Origin of the sequence: Pseudomonas sp. GW531-T4, from assembly GCF_017349615.1 — a bacterium.
GTDB classification, from domain to species: Bacteria; Pseudomonadota; Gammaproteobacteria; order Pseudomonadales; family Pseudomonadaceae; genus Aquipseudomonas; species Aquipseudomonas chlororaphis_I.
In genome coordinates, this window is sequence record NZ_JACMZT010000037.1 from 1 (window position 1) to 17,168 (window position 17,168).

At 64.7% G+C, this 17,168-nt stretch carries 15 protein-coding genes; 7 read left to right on the top strand and 8 right to left on the bottom strand.

What is annotated here, in order from left to right:
* A partial coding sequence (locus J4D28_RS23825; protein ID WP_207246464.1) for a LysR family transcriptional regulator occupies positions 1-878 on the bottom strand: 878 nt, incomplete at its 3' end.
* Between the two features lie 235 nt (positions 879-1,113).
* Between J4D28_RS23825 and glsB the strand changes: the two genes are divergently transcribed.
* On the top strand, positions 1,114-2,022 hold the full coding sequence (glsB, locus tag J4D28_RS23830) for a glutaminase B (protein WP_103331877.1): 909 nt from the start codon (positions 1,114-1,116) through the stop codon (positions 2,020-2,022).
* A gap of 251 nt (positions 2,023-2,273) precedes the next feature.
* On the opposite strand, the gene J4D28_RS23835 is transcribed toward glsB, so the two are convergent.
* Positions 2,274-2,747, bottom strand: coding sequence for an LEA type 2 family protein (locus J4D28_RS23835; protein WP_009048850.1), 474 nt, complete (start codon positions 2,745-2,747; stop codon positions 2,274-2,276).
* 219 nt (positions 2,748-2,966) lie between these two features.
* A complete protein-coding gene (locus J4D28_RS23840) occupies positions 2,967-4,406 on the bottom strand; it encodes a nucleobase:cation symporter-2 family protein (protein ID WP_009048851.1) in 1,440 nt (479 codons plus the stop codon).
* A 448-nt stretch (positions 4,407-4,854) separates the two neighbouring features.
* Here J4D28_RS23840 and J4D28_RS23845 point away from each other — a divergent pair, with 448 nt between their 5' ends.
* From J4D28_RS23845 to chrA, 6 genes are all read left to right on the top strand, one after another.
* Complete coding sequence (locus J4D28_RS23845) at positions 4,855-5,571, top strand: YafY family protein (protein WP_009048852.1); 717 nt, start codon at positions 4,855-4,857, stop codon at positions 5,569-5,571.
* Positions 5,572-5,625: 54 nt separating this feature from the next.
* Positions 5,626-5,967 (top strand): nuclear transport factor 2 family protein, encoded by a 342-nt coding sequence (locus J4D28_RS23850; protein WP_009043734.1) that lies wholly within the window; start codon positions 5,626-5,628, stop codon positions 5,965-5,967.
* Positions 5,968-6,258: 291 nt separating this feature from the next.
* A complete protein-coding gene (gene zapE, locus J4D28_RS23855) occupies positions 6,259-7,371 on the top strand; it encodes a cell division protein ZapE (protein ID WP_103331876.1) in 1,113 nt (370 codons plus the stop codon).
* A 32-nt stretch (positions 7,372-7,403) separates the two neighbouring features.
* The gene (locus tag J4D28_RS23860) at positions 7,404-8,009 is read left to right on the top strand and encodes a DinB family protein (protein WP_103331875.1); all 606 of its coding nucleotides are present in this window, start codon (positions 7,404-7,406) and stop codon (positions 8,007-8,009) included.
* A gap of 94 nt (positions 8,010-8,103) precedes the next feature.
* Complete coding sequence (locus tag J4D28_RS23865) at positions 8,104-8,595, top strand: GNAT family N-acetyltransferase (RefSeq protein ID WP_009048855.1); 492 nt, start codon at positions 8,104-8,106, stop codon at positions 8,593-8,595.
* A gap of 21 nt (positions 8,596-8,616) precedes the next feature.
* The gene (gene chrA, locus J4D28_RS23870) at positions 8,617-9,819 is read left to right on the top strand and encodes a chromate efflux transporter (RefSeq protein WP_103331874.1); all 1,203 of its coding nucleotides are present in this window, start codon (positions 8,617-8,619) and stop codon (positions 9,817-9,819) included.
* A 25-nt stretch (positions 9,820-9,844) separates the two neighbouring features.
* On the opposite strand, the gene J4D28_RS23875 is transcribed toward chrA, so the two are convergent.
* The 5 genes from J4D28_RS23875 to J4D28_RS23895 all read right to left on the bottom strand — a co-directional run bounded on the left by J4D28_RS23875 (position 9,845) and on the right by J4D28_RS23895 (position 17,128).
* Positions 9,845-11,263, bottom strand: a complete 1,419-nt coding sequence (locus J4D28_RS23875) for a heavy metal sensor histidine kinase (protein ID WP_009048857.1) — start codon at positions 11,261-11,263, stop codon at positions 9,845-9,847.
* Positions 11,260-11,934, bottom strand: a complete 675-nt coding sequence (locus tag J4D28_RS23880; protein ID WP_009048858.1) for a heavy metal response regulator transcription factor — start codon at positions 11,932-11,934, stop codon at positions 11,260-11,262. Before J4D28_RS23880 ends, J4D28_RS23875 begins: the two co-directional genes overlap by 4 nt.
* 594 nt (positions 11,935-12,528) lie before the next feature.
* Positions 12,529-12,750 (bottom strand): hypothetical protein, encoded by a 222-nt coding sequence (locus J4D28_RS23885; RefSeq protein ID WP_009048859.1) that lies wholly within the window; start codon positions 12,748-12,750, stop codon positions 12,529-12,531.
* Positions 12,751-12,936: 186 nt separating this feature from the next.
* The gene (locus J4D28_RS23890; RefSeq protein WP_103331873.1) at positions 12,937-15,183 is read right to left on the bottom strand and encodes a TonB-dependent siderophore receptor; all 2,247 of its coding nucleotides are present in this window, start codon (positions 15,181-15,183) and stop codon (positions 12,937-12,939) included.
* Between the two features lie 202 nt (positions 15,184-15,385).
* Positions 15,386-17,128: a phosphoethanolamine transferase CptA gene (locus J4D28_RS23895; protein ID WP_009048861.1), complete on the bottom strand. Its 1,743-nt coding sequence runs from the start codon at positions 17,126-17,128 to the stop codon at positions 15,386-15,388.
* Positions 17,129-17,168 lie beyond the last annotated feature (40 nt).

Below are 17,168 nucleotides of genomic sequence, written 5' to 3' on the forward strand. Positions count from 1 at the left end.
TCGGGCAAGGGGTTCTCCACCAGCCAGTCCTGGGCGAAATCCAGGTAGGCGCGGACGATGTTCGAGGGCGGGCGCTGGTTCGGGTAAAGCAGGTGCAGCTGTTGTTCGGGCATCGGCAGGCGGGGCAGCAGGGCGTGCAGGCGACCGTCGCGCAGCGCTTCGGCGGCGAGAAAAGCCGGCAGCTCGGTGACCACCTTGGCGGTCAGCGCCAGCTGGCGCAGGTGCAGGTAATCGTTGGCGGCGAACAGCGGGTTGGGGCTGTAGGACTGGTCGCCCAGTTGCCACTGTTCCCGGGCATCGGCATGGCGCGACCAGACGGCGCAGGGAAAACCGCGAAGGTCGGCAGGGGTTTGCGGGGTGCCGAGGCGCTCCAGTAGCAGCGGGCTGGCGACCAGCATATGCCGGTAGCTGCCGAGCAGGCGCGCCGGGCGATCCTCGTCGAACAGCGGCCCGGCGCGCAGGGCGACGTCGACCCCATCCTGCGCCAGGTCGCTTTCCCGCTCACTGGTGTAGACCGCGACCTGGACCTCGGGATGGCGCCGCTGGAACTCGGCCAGCAGTTTCCACCAGCTCTCGAACGCCGCCGGCACCGACACGCTCAGGCGGCCCTGCAAGTGAATTCGATCATTTCTGACAGCCTGTTCGCCCTCGGCCAGGGCCTCGATACCGCGGCTGGCGTGTTCGTAGAGCTGGCTGCCGGCGGCGGTCAGCCGGGTGCCGCGGGCGGAGCGTTCCAGCAGTTGCACGTTGAGGCTGCGTTCCAGTTCACGGATGCCCCGGCGGATGGTGGCCAGCGGTAGTTGCAGCAGGTTGGCGGCGGACGAAATGCTGCCGCATTGGACCACGCTGACAAACATCCTGGCGGCGTTGAGATCCATGAGCGCTCCCTGTCGAATGTAGGGGAAAGCCTATCAGCTGCGGCTCTGCCCGATCAAAAATGCGCGGTCCGCGGGCGATTTTTATCGCCGGTTTTTCGCCCGCGCGGGGAGCTGTACGAGGGCCGTGTGAGGGCCGTATGAGGGATAACCACGACAACTGTGTTCTCGACCCGGCGGCGTGCGTCTAGCAGCGGTAGCTTCGCGGCGGTGCGAGGCACGAAGTGCGAGTCTGAACATGCAAGCGTTGTTGAACGAGATCCTCGACGAGGTCCGTCCCCTGATTGGCCAGGGCAAAGTGGCCAGCTACATTCCGGCGCTGGCCGACGTGCCGGCCAACCAGCTGGGGATTGCCGTGTATGGCAACGATGGCCAGGTGTTCAGCGCCGGCGACGCCGATACGCCGTTCTCGGTGCAGAGCATTTCCAAGGTGTTCAGCCTGGTGCAGGTCATCGGCCATTCCGGCGAGGCGATCTGGCAGCGCCTGGGGCATGAGCCTTCCGGACAGCCTTTCAACTCGCTGGTGCAGCTGGAGTTCGAGCGTGGCCGTCCGCGCAACCCGTTCATCAACGCCGGGGCGCTGGTGATCTGCGATATCAACCAGTCGCGTTTCGCCGCGCCGGCGCTGTCCATGCGCGATTTTGTGCGGCGTCTGTCCGGCAACATGCAGGTGCTGGTGGACGGCCGCGTCGCCGATTCGGAATACCAGCACCGCGCGCGCAATGCGGCGATGGCCTACCTGATGCAGTCCTTCGGCAACTTCCACAACGATGTCGAGTCGGTGCTGCGCAGCTACTTCAGCCACTGCGCGCTGCGCATGAGCTGCGTCGACCTGGCGCGGGCCTTCTGCTTCCTGGCCAACGACGGTTTCTGCAAGCACAGCGGCGAGCAGATCCTCACGGCGCGCCAGACCCAGCAGGTCAACTCGATCATGGCCACCAGCGGCCTGTATGACGAAGCCGGCAATTTCGCCTACCGCGTCGGCCTGCCGGGCAAGAGCGGCGTGGGTGGCGGCATCGTCGCGGTGGTGCCGGGGCAGTTCACGGTGTGCGTGTGGTCGCCGGAATTGAACGCGGCGGGCAATTCCCTGGTGGGCATGGCGGCGCTGGAATTGCTGAGCCAGCGCATCGGCTGGTCGGTGTTCTAAGGGTGGCGAGAGCATTGCGGCCGGTTGCGGGTGCTGCGCACCCGGTCGCAGGCTGCGCCAGCGGCTACAGGAATGCGGTGCTTGTGTAGCCGCTGCCGAGCCTGCGAGGCTGCGCTCGGTTTGGGCGGCATTCCGACGCAGCAACCGCAAAGCCTGAGTCCGCGGTCTGTCTGGATAAACCCGTTGGCAGGCTTGGCGACGGCTGCGCCGCCGATCGCAGGCTGCGCCAGCGGCTACAGGGAAGCGTGCGATTACCAGGTGAAGTTGGCGGTTTTCGGCAGGCTCAGCTGGCCTTTCTCGACGAAACGCATAGTGCCGAACGGGCCGCCGGCGAGCTTGCCGCGCAGCACGTAGGGCAGGTCGTCGAGGCTTTGCGTCTGGCTCAGGCCCAGGGTCTGGCGCAGCACGGCGAAGGCCGAGACGCTGACCGGCACCACCAGCACACCCTCGGAGAAGCGCCCGATGCTGCCGCTCTGGTCGCTGACCCCGGAGGCCAGCGGCCGGCCGTTGACCTCCAGGTCCAGGGCCACGCCGTTGTAGTTGATCGCGGTTTCGTTGGGGTTCTGCAGGCGCAGCTTGACGGCGAAGCGCACTTCCAGGTCCTGGCTGGGCAGGGGTTCGATGCCGACCACATTGATATTCAGCGGATCGTGCTGGGGAAACAGGGCGCAGGCGCTCAGGCTGAGCAACAGCAAGGAAAGGGTGAGGCCGAGGAATCTGCGCATTGGAAGCTCTCTGCAAAGAAAGAAGGCAGTGTTGAATCTATCGCGCCCGGGTCTGCACCACAAACCGAAGGTTGCTTGAGGGGCGCCATCTTCTGTAGGAGCCAGGCTTGCCGGCGATGAGGCCGGCAGGGCTGGTAGTGAGCTTGAGGCCTGCCGTCTGGTGGTGTCGCCACCGACGCCATCGCGAGCAAGCTTCGCTCCTACAGAAACACATTGCGCTTACGCGTTGGCCTTGGCACTCACATCCGGGTCCTGCATGACCTTGAGGGTCGCCGCTTCCGGGTCGAACTCGTCTTCTTCCAGCTCGATGAACTCTTCCGGCAGGAAGATGTTCAGCAGGATCGCGCACATCGCGCCCACGGTGATCGGCGATTCGAAGATGTTGTGCAGCGCCTTGGGCAGTTCGCGCAGGACTTCCGGCACCGCCGCCACGCCCAGGCCCATGCCCAGGGAAATCGCCACGATCAGCACGTTGCGTCGATGCAGCCCGGCTTCGGCGAGGATCTTGATCCCGGCCACGGCCACGGTGCCGAACATGATCAGGGTCGCGCCGCCCAGCACCGGCTTGGGCATCAGTTGCAGCACCGCGCCGATCACCGGGAACAGCCCCAGCAGCACCAGCAGGCCGGCAATGAAGTACGCCACGTAGCGACTGGCCACGCCGGTCAGCTGGATCACCCCGTTGTTCTGGGCGAAGGTGACCATCGGCAGGCTGTTGAATACCGCCGCCACCATCGAGTTGAAACCGTCGGCCAGCAGCCCGGACTTGATGCGCTTGATGTACAGCGGGCCCTTGACCGGCTGTTGGGAAATCATCGAGTTGGCGGTCAGGTCGCCGGCCGCTTCCAGGGGCGAGATCAGAAAAATCACCGCCAGCGGAATGAAAGCGATCAGGTCGAAGGAGAAACCGTACTTGAACGGCACCGGCACGCTGACCATCGGCACTTCCGGCATCGTCGCCAGGTCGACCCGGCCCAGCAGCCAGGCGACCACGAAGCCCAGGGTCAGGCCGATGACGATCGAGCCCAGGCGCAGCATCGGATGACTGAAGCGGTTGAGTACCACGATGGTCAGCAGTACCAGGGCGGCCAGGCCGAGGTTGCTGGCGGCGCCCAGGTCCGGCGCGCCGAAGCCGCCGGCCATGTCGGTGACCGCCACCTTGATCAGCGACAGGCCCATCAGGGTGATGATGGTGCCGGTGACCACCGGGGTGATCAGCTTGCGCAGCTTGCCGATGAACTGGCTGAGGAACATCTCGATAAAGGCCGCGCAGAAGCAGATGCCGAAGATGGTCGAGAGGATTTCCTCGTTGCTGCCGCCACGGCCCTTGACCATCAGGCCGGCGCTGAGCAGCACGCTGATAAAGGAAAAGCTGGTGCCCTGCACGCACAGCAGCCCGGAGCCGATCGGCCCCAGGCGCCGGGCCTGGACGAAGGTGCCCAGGCCCGAGACGAACAGCGCCATGCTGATCAGGTAGGGCGTTTCGTTCTGCAGGCCCAGCACGCCGCCGAAGATCAGGGTCGGCGAGATGATACCGACAAAGCTCGCCAGCACATGTTGCAGCGCGGCGAAGATCGCCGCGCTGAAATGCGGGCGGTCCTCCAGGCCATAGATCAGGTCGGACTTGTAGCGCGGCGTGGAGCGATCAGGTGCGGTCATGGGAAAAGCCTGCCAATGACGTGTCGATAGGGCATGAAACACGTGGAGAAAAGGGGCGCGACGCGGGCTGTCGGAGGACGTAAGGCAAAATCTGCGGACCCGGTCAGAAAAATGGAGGCGCAGGATGCCAGAAAGGCGTCGGGGCCAGAAGGGTTGATTTAACGCCGCGCCACAACGCACTACAGGCCGCGCGTTTCTCATGATCCACTTTTGCGGCAACTGCGTTGCCGATCGCAGCCTTGCGGGCTCGGCAGCGGCTACAAAGGCACCGCGCCCGTAGCCGCTGCCGAGCGTCAGCGAGGCTGCGATCGAGCTGGGCGGCATTCCGACAAAACGCTCGCCAAACCAGACACCGCGTTTCTCCAGCGAGGTCAGAGTTCGCTACTGACAGATCCTGACAGGGGGCTCTGTTAAGCTGCGCCGATCTTTCCCTGCCGAGCTTGATGACGTGTCGCGCACCACTCGTTTGTTGACCCTGTTGCAAGTGCTGCGCGGCAAGCGCTGCCCGGTGACCGCCGCGGCGCTGGCGGCCGAGCTGGAGGTGTCCGAGCGCACCCTGTACCGCGACATCGCCGAGCTGACGGCCCTGGGCGCGCCGATCCATGGCGAGGCGGGGATCGGCTATGTGCTGCGCAGCGGCCTGTTCCTGCCGCCGCTGATGCTCAACGCCGACGAGACCGAAGCCATCGTCCTCGGCCTGCGTTATGTCGACCAGCGTGGCGACGAGGTGCTGGGCAAGGCCGCCGCCGATGCCCTGGCGAAGATCGCCGCGGTGCTAGCCCCGGCGGCCCAGGAAGCCTTGCACAACCCGACGGTGCTGCCCGGCCCGCCGGCTTATTGCTACCCGGAAAACGTGGTGCCGCTGAACGTGTTTCGCCAGGCGATCCGCGAGCAGGCCAAGCTGCACATCGATTACGCCGATGTGAACAAGACCCCCAGCCAGCGCCTGATCTGGCCGCTGGCCCTGGGCTTTATGAACGAGGCGCGGGTGATAGTCGCCTGGTGTGAGCTGCGCGACGATTTCCGCACCTTTCGCACCGATCGGATCGCCGCCGCGAGCGAGCAGGGCCAGCGATATCCGGGGCGTCGCAGCGACCTGTTGCGCACCTGGCGCCAGCGCATGCAACTGGACGATGCCGGGCGTTTCACTCCTGACAAGAACTGACGCGACGGCGTTTTAGCATGGCTCCAGCAACGATAAACAAGGAGCCGCAGTACCATGTCCAGCACAGCCACTTCTCTCGCACCGGCCATCGCCGCCTACCTCGCAGCCACCAATGGTCGTGACAGTTCGGCGGTCGCCAGTTTCTTCGCCGAAGACGCCCAGGTGTTCGATGAGGGCCAGCATCAGGCCGGCACCCGCGCCATCGCCCAATGGATGGAGGACACCGCCCGCCGTTACCAGCCACGGCTCGAGGTGCTCAAGGTCCAGCAGCGCACCGGCAAGGTGCTGGTGGACAACCTGATTTCCGGCAGCTTCCCCGGCAGCCCGCTGGAATTGCGCTACGTGTTCCGCCTCGACGAGCAGGGCAAGATCGCCCGGCTGGATATCTCGCTGTAGCCGTCGCGCCCGCGCTCGCTGTAGCCGCTGGCGAAGCCTGCGATCGGCAAAGCAGTTGCCGCAAAACCTGGGCACGCGGTGTATCAGGTAGAACGCGCGGCCCGGATTGCGGCCACTGCGTTGCCGATCGCAGCCTCGCGCTGCTCGGCAGCGGCTACATAGGCGCCGTGTTCCTTGTAGCCGCTGCGGAGCGACAGCGAGGCTGCGATCGACCTGGGCGGCATCCCGACGCAGCGGTCGCCAGGTGAGGCATGGCATACTGCGCGGCCCATTTGCGGATGCGTGGACCCCATGCCTTTCGATTCTCCCCTCAGCGCCTATCAGTACGCCCTCCAGGAGCGCGGTTTTGTCGCCGACGAAGCCCAGGAGCGGGCGATGCTGGCCCTGCAGCAGTGCCATGTCGCCCTGCATGAAGGGCGCAAATCGATCACCGGGGTCTATCTGTGGGGCCCCGTGGGCCGGGGCAAGACCTGGCTGATGGACCAGTTCTATCAAAGCCTCGAGGTGCCGGCGCGGCGCCAGCACTTCCACCATTTCATGGGCTGGGTCCACCAGCGCTCATTCCAGCTGACCGGCACCGCCGACCCGCTGCAGGCCCTGGCCCGCGAGCTGAGCGAAGAGGTGCGGGTGCTGTGTTTCGACGAACTGTTCGTCAACGACATCGGCGACGCGATCATCCTCGGGCGCCTGTTCCAGGTGATGTTCGAACAGGGCGTGGTGATGGTCTGCACCTCCAACCAGCCGCCGCAACAGCTGTATGCCGACGGTTTCAACCGCGAGCGTTTTTTGCCGGCGATTGCCGCGATCGAGGCGCATATGCAGGTGGTGGCGGTGGACGGCGCCCAGGACCATCGCCTGCACCCGGGGGCGCTGACCCAGCGTTATTGGCTGACCCCGGCCGGCCAACCGAGTGCCCTGGGCCCGGTGTTCGAACAGCTGGCGGCGGGGCAGGCGGCGTCCAGTGCTGTGTTGCCGGTGGGCTACCGCGAGGTCCAGGTGATCAAGGCCAGCGAGCGGGTGCTCTGGTGCCGTTTCGCCGACCTGTGCGAGCAGCCGTTCGCCGCCATGGACTTCATGGCCCTGTGCGACCGTTTCAGCGCGATCCTGCTCAGCGAAGTGCCCGAACTCAGCGCGCAACAGCGCCCGGGACGGATTGCCCGGGGCACCGAGGACGGCGCCGAGCGAGTGGTGGCCGGCGATCGCGAGCTGCCGCAGTTGTCGGTGCACGATGACAGCGTGCGGCGGTTCATTGCCCTGGTGGACGAGTGCTACGACCGCAAGGTGCCGCTGTACCTCGAAGCGCGGGTGCCGATGGAGGCCTTGTACACCGAGGGCTACCTGGAGTTTCCATTCCGCCGTACCCTCAGTCGTCTGAAGGAGATGCAGCTGCAGCGTTTCGGCTGAACACGCCTGATCATCACACGGGAGACCTGACCGTGAACCAGCCCCTGTCCCATCATCTGCTGACCATGGCTTACCAGAACGCCTGGGCCAATCACCGCCTGGGCAAGGCCTGGGAAATACTCACCCCGAGCGAGCTGGCGGCGCCGCGGGTGAGCTTCTTTCCCAGCCTGAAAGCCACCCTCAACCACATCCTCACCTGCGACTGGTTCTACGTCGACGCGCTGGAGCGGGAGCTGCGCGGCGAGGTGCCACGGGCCGACTGCTATGTGTTTTTCGAGATTGAGGAGCCTTTCGACCAGGCCGCCGACCTGCGGCGCGAACAGGCGCTGGTGGACCGCCGGCTGATCGCCTATTGCGAGCAGCAACGGGATGTGGACCTTGCGCGGATCGTCACCATCGCCCGGGAAAAGCCGCAGCGCGATACCCGGCTGCGCATGCTTTCGCACCTGTTCGAGCACCAGTTGCATCACCGTGGCCAGGTGCATGCCATGCTCAGCGGCACCCGGGTGGCGCCGCCGCAGCTGGACGAGTTTTTCTGTGCGGGCGAGGCGGCCCTGCGCGCCGAGGATTTTGCCGAGCTGGGCTGGAGCGAAGCGCAGATCTGGGGCGCGGAGGCGGTCGAGGACAAAGAACGGTAGCGCTTGACGCGCTAGCCGCTCGTTTGGTCATGTGCCGGTGTTTACAATCGCTCTCCCGGGGACCCGCCCGGATCAATCACTGTTGAGGACAGACATGGACGTTGCAGACGTATTGGTACTCCAGGCCAGCTACACCAATCCGGTACACGCCGAGGCAATCGCCCTGGTGCTCAATCACTATGCCCAGGACCCGATGGGCGGCGGCCAGCCGCTGGACGCCGATCTGTTGCGGCAATTGCCCGGCGAACTGGCCAAGCGCCCCCATGCTTTCAGCGTGCTGGCCTTTGTCGGAGGCGAACCGGCCGGGCTGGTGAATTGCTTCGAGGGCTTTTCCACCTTTGCCGGCCGGCCGCTGGTCAATGTGCACGACGTGTCGGTGATCGATAAATTCCGCGGCCTGGGCCTGAGCCAGAAGATGCTGCAGAAGGTCGAGGAGATCGCCCGCCAGCGCGGCTGCTGCAAGATCACCCTGGAAGTGCTGGAGGGCAACGCGGTGGCCCAGGCGTCCTACCGCAAGTTCGGCTTCGACGATGCGATGCTCGACCCGAGCCATGGCCGGATGCTGTTCTGGAACAAGACCCTGTAAGCCCCTGGAGCCCGCCGGCCGATGAATTCACGCCCCCAGGATGCCACCGTGACCCGCCGTGACAGCGCCTGGGCGGTGTTCCTGGTGTTCCTGCGGCTGGGGCTGGGTTCCTTCGGCGGGCCAGTGGCGCACCTGGGGTATTTTCGTACCGAGTTCGTCCAGCGCCGCGCCTGGCTGAGCGAGGCGGCCTATGCCGAACTGATCGCCCTGTGCCAGTTCCTCCCAGGGCCGGCCAGCAGCCAGGTGGGCTTTGCCCTCGGTTGGTCGCGGGCGGGGCTGGCCGGTGCACTGAGCGCCTGGCTGGGTTTCACCTTGCCGTCGGCGCTGATCCTGATTGCCCTGGCCATGGGCCTGACCGGCAGCGGCACGGGGCTGCCCGGTGGGCTGGTGCATGGCCTGAAGATAGTCGCAGTGGCGGTGGTGGCCCAGGCGTTGTGGGGCATGGCCCGTGCCTTGTGCCGCGGGCCGCTGCGGATGCTGATCACGCTGGCCTCGGCGGCCAGTGTGCTGCTCTGGCCGAGCACCCTCGGCCAGGTCTGCGTCATGTTGCTGGCGGGCATGGTCGGCGCGGGTCTGCTCCAGCCGACCTTCAACGACCGCGAAGACGGCCTGGCAATCGCAGTCGGCAAGCGCACGGGCTACCTGGCCCTGGCGTTGTTTGCCCTGTTGCTGGCCGGCTTGCCGTTGCTGGCTGGGTTCTGGCCCAGCCTGCCGCTGGTGCTGGCCGACGGTTTCTATCGCGCCGGCGCGCTGGTGTTCGGTGGCGGTCATGTGGTGCTGCCGTTGCTGCAGAGCGAGGTGGTCGCCCCGGGCCTGCTGAGCAACGATCTGTTCCTCGCCGGTTATGCCGCCGCCCAGGCGGTGCCGGGGCCCTTGTTTTCTTTCTCGGCCTTTCTCGGCGCGGCCATCGACGGCTGGAGCGGCGCGCTGCTGTGCCTGGTCATGATTTTCCTGCCGGCCATGCTGCTGATCGTCGGTGTCCTGCCGTTCTGGCAGAACCTGCGCCACCTGGGCCGGGTCCAGGCCGCGCTGGCCGGAGTCAACGCGGCGGTGGTCGGCCTGCTGGCGGCGGCGCTGTACGACCCGCTGTGGGCCAGCACCATCCTCAAGCCGCTGGACCTGGGGCTGGCGCTGCTGGCCCTGGCCGCGCTGATGCGCTGGAAGCTGCCACCCTGGCTGGTGGTGCTCGCCGGTGGCGCCGTCGGCCTGCTGCTGGGGGCCTGACGCCACACTCCTGCAATCGGGAGCATTACGCCCGCGGCGGATGATTGAGCCGGGCAAACACCAGGCGGAACAAGGTAAAGCTGCCCGGTACGCTGCTGACCTCGGTCCGCCCCTGATGCAGGTTCATGATCGAGCGCACGATCGCCAAGCCCAGTCCCGTACCGCCTTCGGCGCGCGAGCGGCTGCTGTCGACCCGGTAGAAGCGCTCGAACAGGTGCTCCAGGTGCTGCTCCGGGATACCGGCGCCGGGGTTGCCCACCGACAGCGACACGCTCGAATCGTGTTCCTCCACCAGGATCGAAATGCTCGACGCCCGGGGGCTGTGACGGATGGCGTTGGACAGCAGGTTGGAGATCGCCCGCTGGATCATCAGGCGGTCGCCGTACACCAGGCCATCGCCGGACAGGCTGATGCCCAGGTGCTTTTCCTCGGCGCTCAGGGCGAACAGTTCCATGACCCGCCGCGCTTCATCGCCCAGGGAGATTTCTTCGAACGCCACCTGGGACGCCGGATGGCTGACCTGGGCGAGGAACAGCATGTCGCTGACGATCCGGGTCAGGCGCTCCAGCTCTTCGGTGCTCGACTCCAGCACCGCCTTGTACTCGTGGGGCGGGCGCTCCCGGGACAGGGTGACCTGGGCCTTGCCCATCAGGTTGGTGATGGGCGAGCGCAGCTCGTGGGCCAGGTCGTCGGAGAATTGCGAGAGCTGCTGCACCCCGCCGTCGAGCCGGTGCAGCATGAAATTGATGCTGTGGGCCAGCTCGGCCAGCTCCCGCGGCAGGTTATCCGGCGACAGGCGATGGGTCAGGTCCTGGGTGGTGACCTTGGCGGCGACCCGGCTGAACTGCTGCAACGGCGCCAGGCCACGCTGCACCACCCACCAGGCGCCGATGCCGATCAGCATCAGCAGCAGGGGCAGGGCGATCACCGTGGAACGCAGGTAGGCACTGAGCAGCGCCTGGTCGTTGGCCCGGTCCAGGGACAGCACCACCCGCACCTGTTCGCCATTGCGCAGGGTTATCAGGCTGGAGGCGCTGAGCAACCGGTTGCCGGCGCTGTCGAGCCAGTCGAGGAACGCCGGGCTTTCCGGCTGGGTCAGGGCTTCGGGCAGCGGACCCAGGTTGCGATTGCCGATGTTCAGCAGCGCTTCGGCCTGGGGTTCGGCGCCGAAAATGCTCAGGTGCAGGTTGTCGTGGCCCATTACCAGGTCCAGCAGCGAATGCGGGCGGGCGGCGATATCGCCGGTCTTCAGGTCGCTGGTCAGGGTGTGGCGGATCTGTTCGAGCTTGCTGTCCAGGCTTTCCCGCGCCAGGCTGCCCAGTTCATGGCTGAGGGCCAGGTAGGCCAGGGTCGCGAGCAGTAAAACCAGGCCGGCGCCCATCAGGCTGACGGTCAGCCCCAGGCGCATGGACAGGCTGCTGGCGGTGCGTTGCGCGGCTTTCATTGGCGCACTTCCAGGACATAGCCGACACCACGGATGGTGTGGATCAGCTTGATATCGCTGGCATCGTCGATCTTCGCCCGCAGGCGGCTGATGGAGACCTCCACCACGTTGGTGTCGCAGTCGAAGTTCATGTCCCAGACCAGGGAAATGATCTGGGTCCGGGTCAGCACCTCGCCCGACTGGCGCATCAGCACCTGCAATAGGGTGAATTCCTTGGTGGTCAGGTCGATGCGCCGCGAACCGCGATAGGCCCGGTGCCGGCGCGGGTCGAGCTCGAGGTCGGCGACCCGCAGGGTGTCGGTCGCCGGCAGGTTCTCGCTGCGCCGCAGCAGGGTGCGCACCCGCGCCAGCAGTTCGGGGAACTCGAATGGCTTGACCAGGTAATCGTCGGCCCCCAGGTCCAGTCCCTTGACCTTGTCGGCCAGGCGCCCGCGCGCCGAGAGCATCATCACCCGGGTGCTGCTGTCCTTGCGCATGTCTTCCAGCACCTGCCAGCCGTCCTTTTCCGGCAGATTGACGTCCAGAATCACCAGTTCGTAGTTTTGCTGTTCGATCAGGTAAAGCCCGTCGACACCGGTGGCGGCACGGTCGACCACATAACCGCTTTCGGTCAGCCCCTGATGCAAGTAATCGGCAGTTTTACGCTCGTCTTCGACAACCAGAATGCGCATGGAAAAGTGACCTCTTGATCATTAAAAAGAATTCAATGGCGCCGGATATGAAGTTGTTGTTGGACCAGCCATAAAACCCCGCGAAGTTGCAGCTGATAAATAGCCTCAGCCGTTCGGGTGAGGGAATGCTCAAGCCTGAAGTGGCTTTAGGGTCAAGATTTAAAGTGCCTGATATCAATGGCTTGTGCCTGTTTTAGACAGCCGGTCACTGACTGCCCCAAGTAAGGTGATCCATTGTAGGAGTGAAGCTTGCTCGCGATGGTCGTTAACGCTACTGCGTATCGAGTGGAGACGCGTGGTGCTCTCAAGTTCATCGCGGGCAAGTCGGATCGCCGCCCGCTCGCTCCTGCAAACTGATCATGTGTTATTTACTGTTTCAATATATGTCTAAGTTCAGCGGGAACTTATATTAATACAGCGGGCAGTGACGGTTGCCTATATGGCGTAATTGTCATTTTGACGTCAGAAAGTTGATAGCCCATGGTCATGTCGCTGATATCGACGGCGATAAAAAAGGCGCCCGTGAAAGGGCGCCGGAAGATCCTCTCTGCCAAAGGAGCATTATCGCCAGAGAGGAGTAGAGCTCGGGGCGTTTCAGGCGTCCGGTTGCGCAGGGGTGCGGCTCGGATCCTCGACGGGGGCCTGGGGTTTTTTCCCGCTCTCGGAGGATGTCTGTTCGCTATCGGTGCGGGGTATCTGCTGGCTGATGGGGAAGTTGTCCCAGTAGTGCTTCATGCGTTCAGCGCCGCCTTCGGCGAACGCTGCACCCGAGCTGGCAATCATCAGACCGGCGAGCAGGAGTGTGGAGGCTTTCATGTGCGGTGTCCCATTGACGGTTATCGGAATTCCGTCGCGTCCCTGTGACGAAGCAGTCATAGAAGTATGGCGCGATCTTATTAACGCGGGGTTAACAGGGCGCTGAAGGCGGGATGACAATTCTGTCATCCCGGATGAGAGGCACTGACGGCCCACTGATATGGGCCGTGTAGGAAGAAGGGCGGGTTACAGCTTCCAGTCCAGGCTCAGGGTCATGGTGCGCGGTTCGCCCCAGTAGACGCCGTTATAGAAGCCGACCCGTTCGTAGTACTTCTTGTCGAACAGGTTGGTGACGTTGAGCGAGGCCGACAGGTGCGGGTCGAACTCGTAGCGCGACATCAGCCCGGCCACGCTGTAGGCCTGCTGATGGATGCGGGTGTTTTCGGTGACGATACGCCCGTCGCCGTCGCGCCCCACCGGCCGCCGGCTGCTGCCGTAGATTTCGCTTTGCCAGTTCAGGCTGCCGCCGACGGTCAGCGCCCGCCACTGGCCCGGCAGGCGATAGGCCGTGGACAGGCGCAGCATGTTCATCGGCTCGCCGCCGTTGGCGCGCTGCTTTTCGCCGTCCAGGGCGTGGGTGTAGGTGTAGCCGGCGGCGAGGTTCCAGCCCGGGAGGATTTCCCCCGAGACCTCGGCCTCGAACCCTTGAACCTTGCCGCCTTTGCCGCCCGACTTGTAGAACTCCTCGCCGGTGACCGGGTCCGGCGGCACCGAACTGTCCAGTTCGGCGACGTTGTCCTGCTTGCTCCAGAACACCGCGGTGGCCAGGTTCAGGCGTTCCTCCAGCAGGCTGCCCTTGAGCCCCAGCTCGTAGTTGCTGCCGACTATCGGTTCGAGGTATTTGCGGCTGGCGTCGCGCTCGGTCTGGGGCTTGAAGATGTCGGTGTAGCTGACATACACCGTGTATTCGGGGGTGAGGTCGTACAGCAGGCCGGCGTAGGGCGTCCACATGTCGTTGTGCTGCTGGCGGGTGTCCTCGAGGCGGGTCAGCTGGTTGTTGGCGTCGTAGCTGCGAGAGCGGCTATGGGCGCTCCAGCTGCCGTAACGGCTGCCGAGCACCGCATGCAGGTCGTCGCTCAGGCTCAGGCGGGTGGCCAGGTAGCCGGCCTTTTGCCGGGTGCTGTCGCCGGAGCCGGGCAGGTTGGTCACGGTGTCGGGAAACTTGGCGATGCCGCCCATGTATTTCCAGTCGGTAATGCTGGCGTAGCCCGGCGGTGTCGGGCCGTCGACGGTGTAGGGCGACGACTCGCGGCGCTCGGCCTCGCCGTAGCCCAGCATCAACTCATGCTCGCGGCCCAGCAGGCTGTAGGGGCCGGCCAGGTTGAAGTCGTACACGCGCATTTTCTGCGTGCCGATCATATGGCTGGCCCAGGCGGTCATGCCCGAGCGGTCGGCTTCCGGGAAACCGGCGCCGCCGTAATAGACCTTGCCGTCGCTGTCGCTGTCGCGGTGGGTGTAGGCGGCTTTCAGGTGCCAGTCGTGGCCCAGGCGCTGGTCGAGGGTGGCGAAGGCGGTCTTGTCCTTGAGCGGCCAGGAACTCCAGTGCGCCGCCATGTTGGTGGCGCGCGGCAGGTTGGCCTTGCCGCCCGAGGCGTTCCAGTAGGGCACGGTGCCCCAGGAGGTGCCCTGGACCTGCTTGTCCTGGTAGTCGTAGCCCACGGCCAGGGTGGTGCTGTCGGTCAGGTCGGCCTCGAGAATGCCGTAGCCGACTTCCCGCTGCAGCTGGTAGTGGTCGCGAAACGACTGGCTGTCACGATAGGCCAGCACCGTGCGCCCGCGCAGGCGACCGTCGAACCCCAGGGGGCCGCCGACATCGACGTAGCTGTAGTAGTTGTCGTAGCTGCCGCCACTGACGCCGGCCTTGGCTGCCCATTCGTGGGTCGGCCGCTTGCGCACCATGTTGACCGTGGCCGAAGGGTCGCCGGCGCCGGTGGTCAGGCCGGTGGCGCCGCGGACCACCTCGATGCGGTCGTAGATGATGGTGTCCGAATCGGACTTCATGCGGTTGAAGGTGTTGAGCATGCCATCGATCTGGAAGTTGTTGATGGAGTAGCCGCGGGAGGAATAGATCACCCGGTCGGAGTCCAGGTGCTGGACCACCACCCCGGTGGTTTGCCCCAGCACTTCGGACAAGGTATCGAGTTTGAAATCGTCCATCTGCTGGCGGGTCACCACCGACACCGATTGTGGGGTTTCCTTGATCGACAGGTTCAGGCGCGTGGCGGTGTTCATGCTGCCGGTGGTGTAGGAACCGCTGTTCTCTGTGGTCGCGCCCAGGCCCTGGGCGGTGACGCTGGTGGCATCGAGCTCCAGGGCCTGGGTTCCAGGCTCGGCACTCTGCGCGGGTTCGTTTTCAGCCAGCAGCCCGGGGCTCAGAACCGCGCCGCACAGGCCGAATGTCAAAGTCATGGAACGGGTGAATGGCGCGAACATCGCTGCCGTCTCCTTGTCGTCGAGGGAAAAAATCCGTTTGCACTGAGACGAAAAGGAGGAAGGGTATTTAGGCTAAACGAGAATAATTATTATCTTTCAGATGCAGCAATGCCCCATGAAGGGGCATTGAAGGCCGGTAGTACGGGGCTGCGTGAGCCCCGTAGGAAAAGGCTTATTCTGGCATCGCTTATTTCTGTGAGATTTATTTTTGTACCACCGCGGTGGGTGGCGGCGCCTTGGGCTTCATCAGGCTGAAGTCGATCAGGGCTTTCTCGTTGCGCTCATAAGGATTGCCGATCAGCAGCGGGCGCGGCTTGAAGCTGTCGCTGACCAGGCTCTTGCTGCGATCCAGCTCGTCGGAGCTCAGGCCGGCCATGTCGGCCCAGGTATGGATCAGGTGCGAACTGCTGTAAGGGCGGCCGAGGTCGCCGGCGAAGTTCCAGTCGTGGTCCTGCTTCCACTTCGGCGAGGCCCAGGCGATGAAGGGAATGGTGTACATCGGCGCGGTCGGCTTGCCTTCGTTGCGGCCCAGGGTGTTGTGGCCGGCGGAGTCAAACACGTCTTCGCCATGGTCCGACAGGTACAGCAGGAAGCCATTGGGGTCGGTCTTGGCGTAGTCCTTGATCAGGCTCGAGACCACGAAGTCGTTGTACAGCACCGCGTTGTCGTAGCTGTTGTAGGTCGGTACCTGGTCGTCACGCACGCCGGCCGGCACGCCGTTGCGGTCGGTGAACTTGTCGTAGCTCGGCGGGTAGCGGTACTGGTAGCTCATGTGGGTGCCCAGCAGGTGGACCACGATGAACTTGCGCGGCGCGCCGTCGGCCAGCGCCTTGGAGAACGGCTCCAGCACGTCGCCGTCGTACTGGCGGGCGTTCTGGTTGCGGTTGTTGTTCAGGTACACCTGCTCGTCCGCCTGCTCGGAGAAGGTGGTGAGCATGGTGTTGCGCTTGGTCATGGTCTGCTGGTTGGTGATCCAGTAGGTCTTGTAGCCGGCCTGCTTCATCACGCTGACCAGGGACGGGGTCTTGAGGTACAGGTCGGGGTTTTCTTCGTCGGCGAAGGTCAGCACCTGCTGCAAGGCTTCGATGGTGTAGGGGCGCGGGGTGATGACGTTGTCGAAGATCGCCAGCTGGTCCTTGAGCTTGTCCAGCTCCGGCGTGGTCTGGCGCGGGTAGCCGTAGAGGCTCATGCGCTGGCGGTTGGTCGACTCACCGATCACCAGGACCAGGGTCGACGGCTGGTTGGCCATGCTGTCCTTGAGGTTGTGCAGCGGCGGGATCTTGCTCACGTTGTCGAGCATGCCCTGCATGTTTTCCAACTGCTCGCGGTAGCGCCGGTAGGCCACCACCATCTGCCATGGCACCGCGGGCTCGATGCGCGTCTCGAATTTCTCCAGGCCGCCGGCGAAGCTGCCGGTGCGTGCGGTCTGCTTGATCAGCGGGTAGCCGATGACGGCGATCAGGATTGCCATGGCCGCCACCAGCGCGCGGCCGCGTGGCAGGTAGACCGGGCGCAGGCGGGTCCAGAGGAAGATGGCGAAAGCGGTATGGGCGAGGAACGCCAGCACCATCCACCAGGCGAAGTACTGGGTCAGGTACTCGCCGGCTTCGGAGGGGTTCGACTCGAACATGATGAAGATGACGCTCTGGGAGAACTCCTGCTGGTAGATGAAGAAGTAACCCAGGCTGGCCATGGAACAGGCCCAGAGCACCACGCCTATGACGGCGGCCATCGCGCGGGTGCGGGCCGGGAACAGCAGCATCGGCGCCAGCCAGATCGCGCTCATGATGAACGCCTGGCGGAAACCGGCGAAGCCGGAAGTGTCGGTCAACTGGATCAGTAACTGGGTGATGCCGGAGAAGTACCAGAAGAACAGGAAGAGCCAGCCCAGGCCCGCCCAGTCAAACCCTTTCGCGGACGTCTTGTCGCGTTTAAACACAGCCATCGAGCGCTCCAGCTTCATTGAACAGGACATTCGCCGGAAA

Bases quoted from the DNA above. Each gene is read 5' to 3' on its own strand.
- glsB (WP_103331877.1), top strand. From the start codon at position 1,114: ATGCAAGCGTTGTTGAACGAGATCCTCGACGAGGTCCGTCCCCTGATT.
- J4D28_RS23835 (WP_009048850.1), bottom strand. From the start codon at position 2,747: ATGCGCAGATTCCTCGGCCTCACCCTTTCCTTGCTGTTGCTCAGCCTG.
- J4D28_RS23840 (WP_009048851.1), bottom strand. From the start codon at position 4,406: ATGACCGCACCTGATCGCTCCACGCCGCGCTACAAGTCCGACCTGATC.
- J4D28_RS23850 (WP_009043734.1), top strand. From the start codon at position 5,626: ATGTCCAGCACAGCCACTTCTCTCGCACCGGCCATCGCCGCCTACCTC.
- zapE (WP_103331876.1), top strand. From the start codon at position 6,259: ATGCCTTTCGATTCTCCCCTCAGCGCCTATCAGTACGCCCTCCAGGAG.
- J4D28_RS23865 (WP_009048855.1), top strand. From the start codon at position 8,104: ATGGACGTTGCAGACGTATTGGTACTCCAGGCCAGCTACACCAATCCG.
- chrA (WP_103331874.1), top strand. From the start codon at position 8,617: ATGAATTCACGCCCCCAGGATGCCACCGTGACCCGCCGTGACAGCGCC.
- J4D28_RS23875 (WP_009048857.1), bottom strand. From the start codon at position 11,263: ATGAAAGCCGCGCAACGCACCGCCAGCAGCCTGTCCATGCGCCTGGGG.
- J4D28_RS23880 (WP_009048858.1), bottom strand. From the start codon at position 11,934: ATGCGCATTCTGGTTGTCGAAGACGAGCGTAAAACTGCCGATTACTTG.
- J4D28_RS23885 (WP_009048859.1), bottom strand. From the start codon at position 12,750: ATGAAAGCCTCCACACTCCTGCTCGCCGGTCTGATGATTGCCAGCTCG.
- J4D28_RS23890 (WP_103331873.1), bottom strand. From the start codon at position 15,183: ATGTTCGCGCCATTCACCCGTTCCATGACTTTGACATTCGGCCTGTGC.
- J4D28_RS23895 (WP_009048861.1), bottom strand. From the start codon at position 17,128: ATGGCTGTGTTTAAACGCGACAAGACGTCCGCGAAAGGGTTTGACTGG.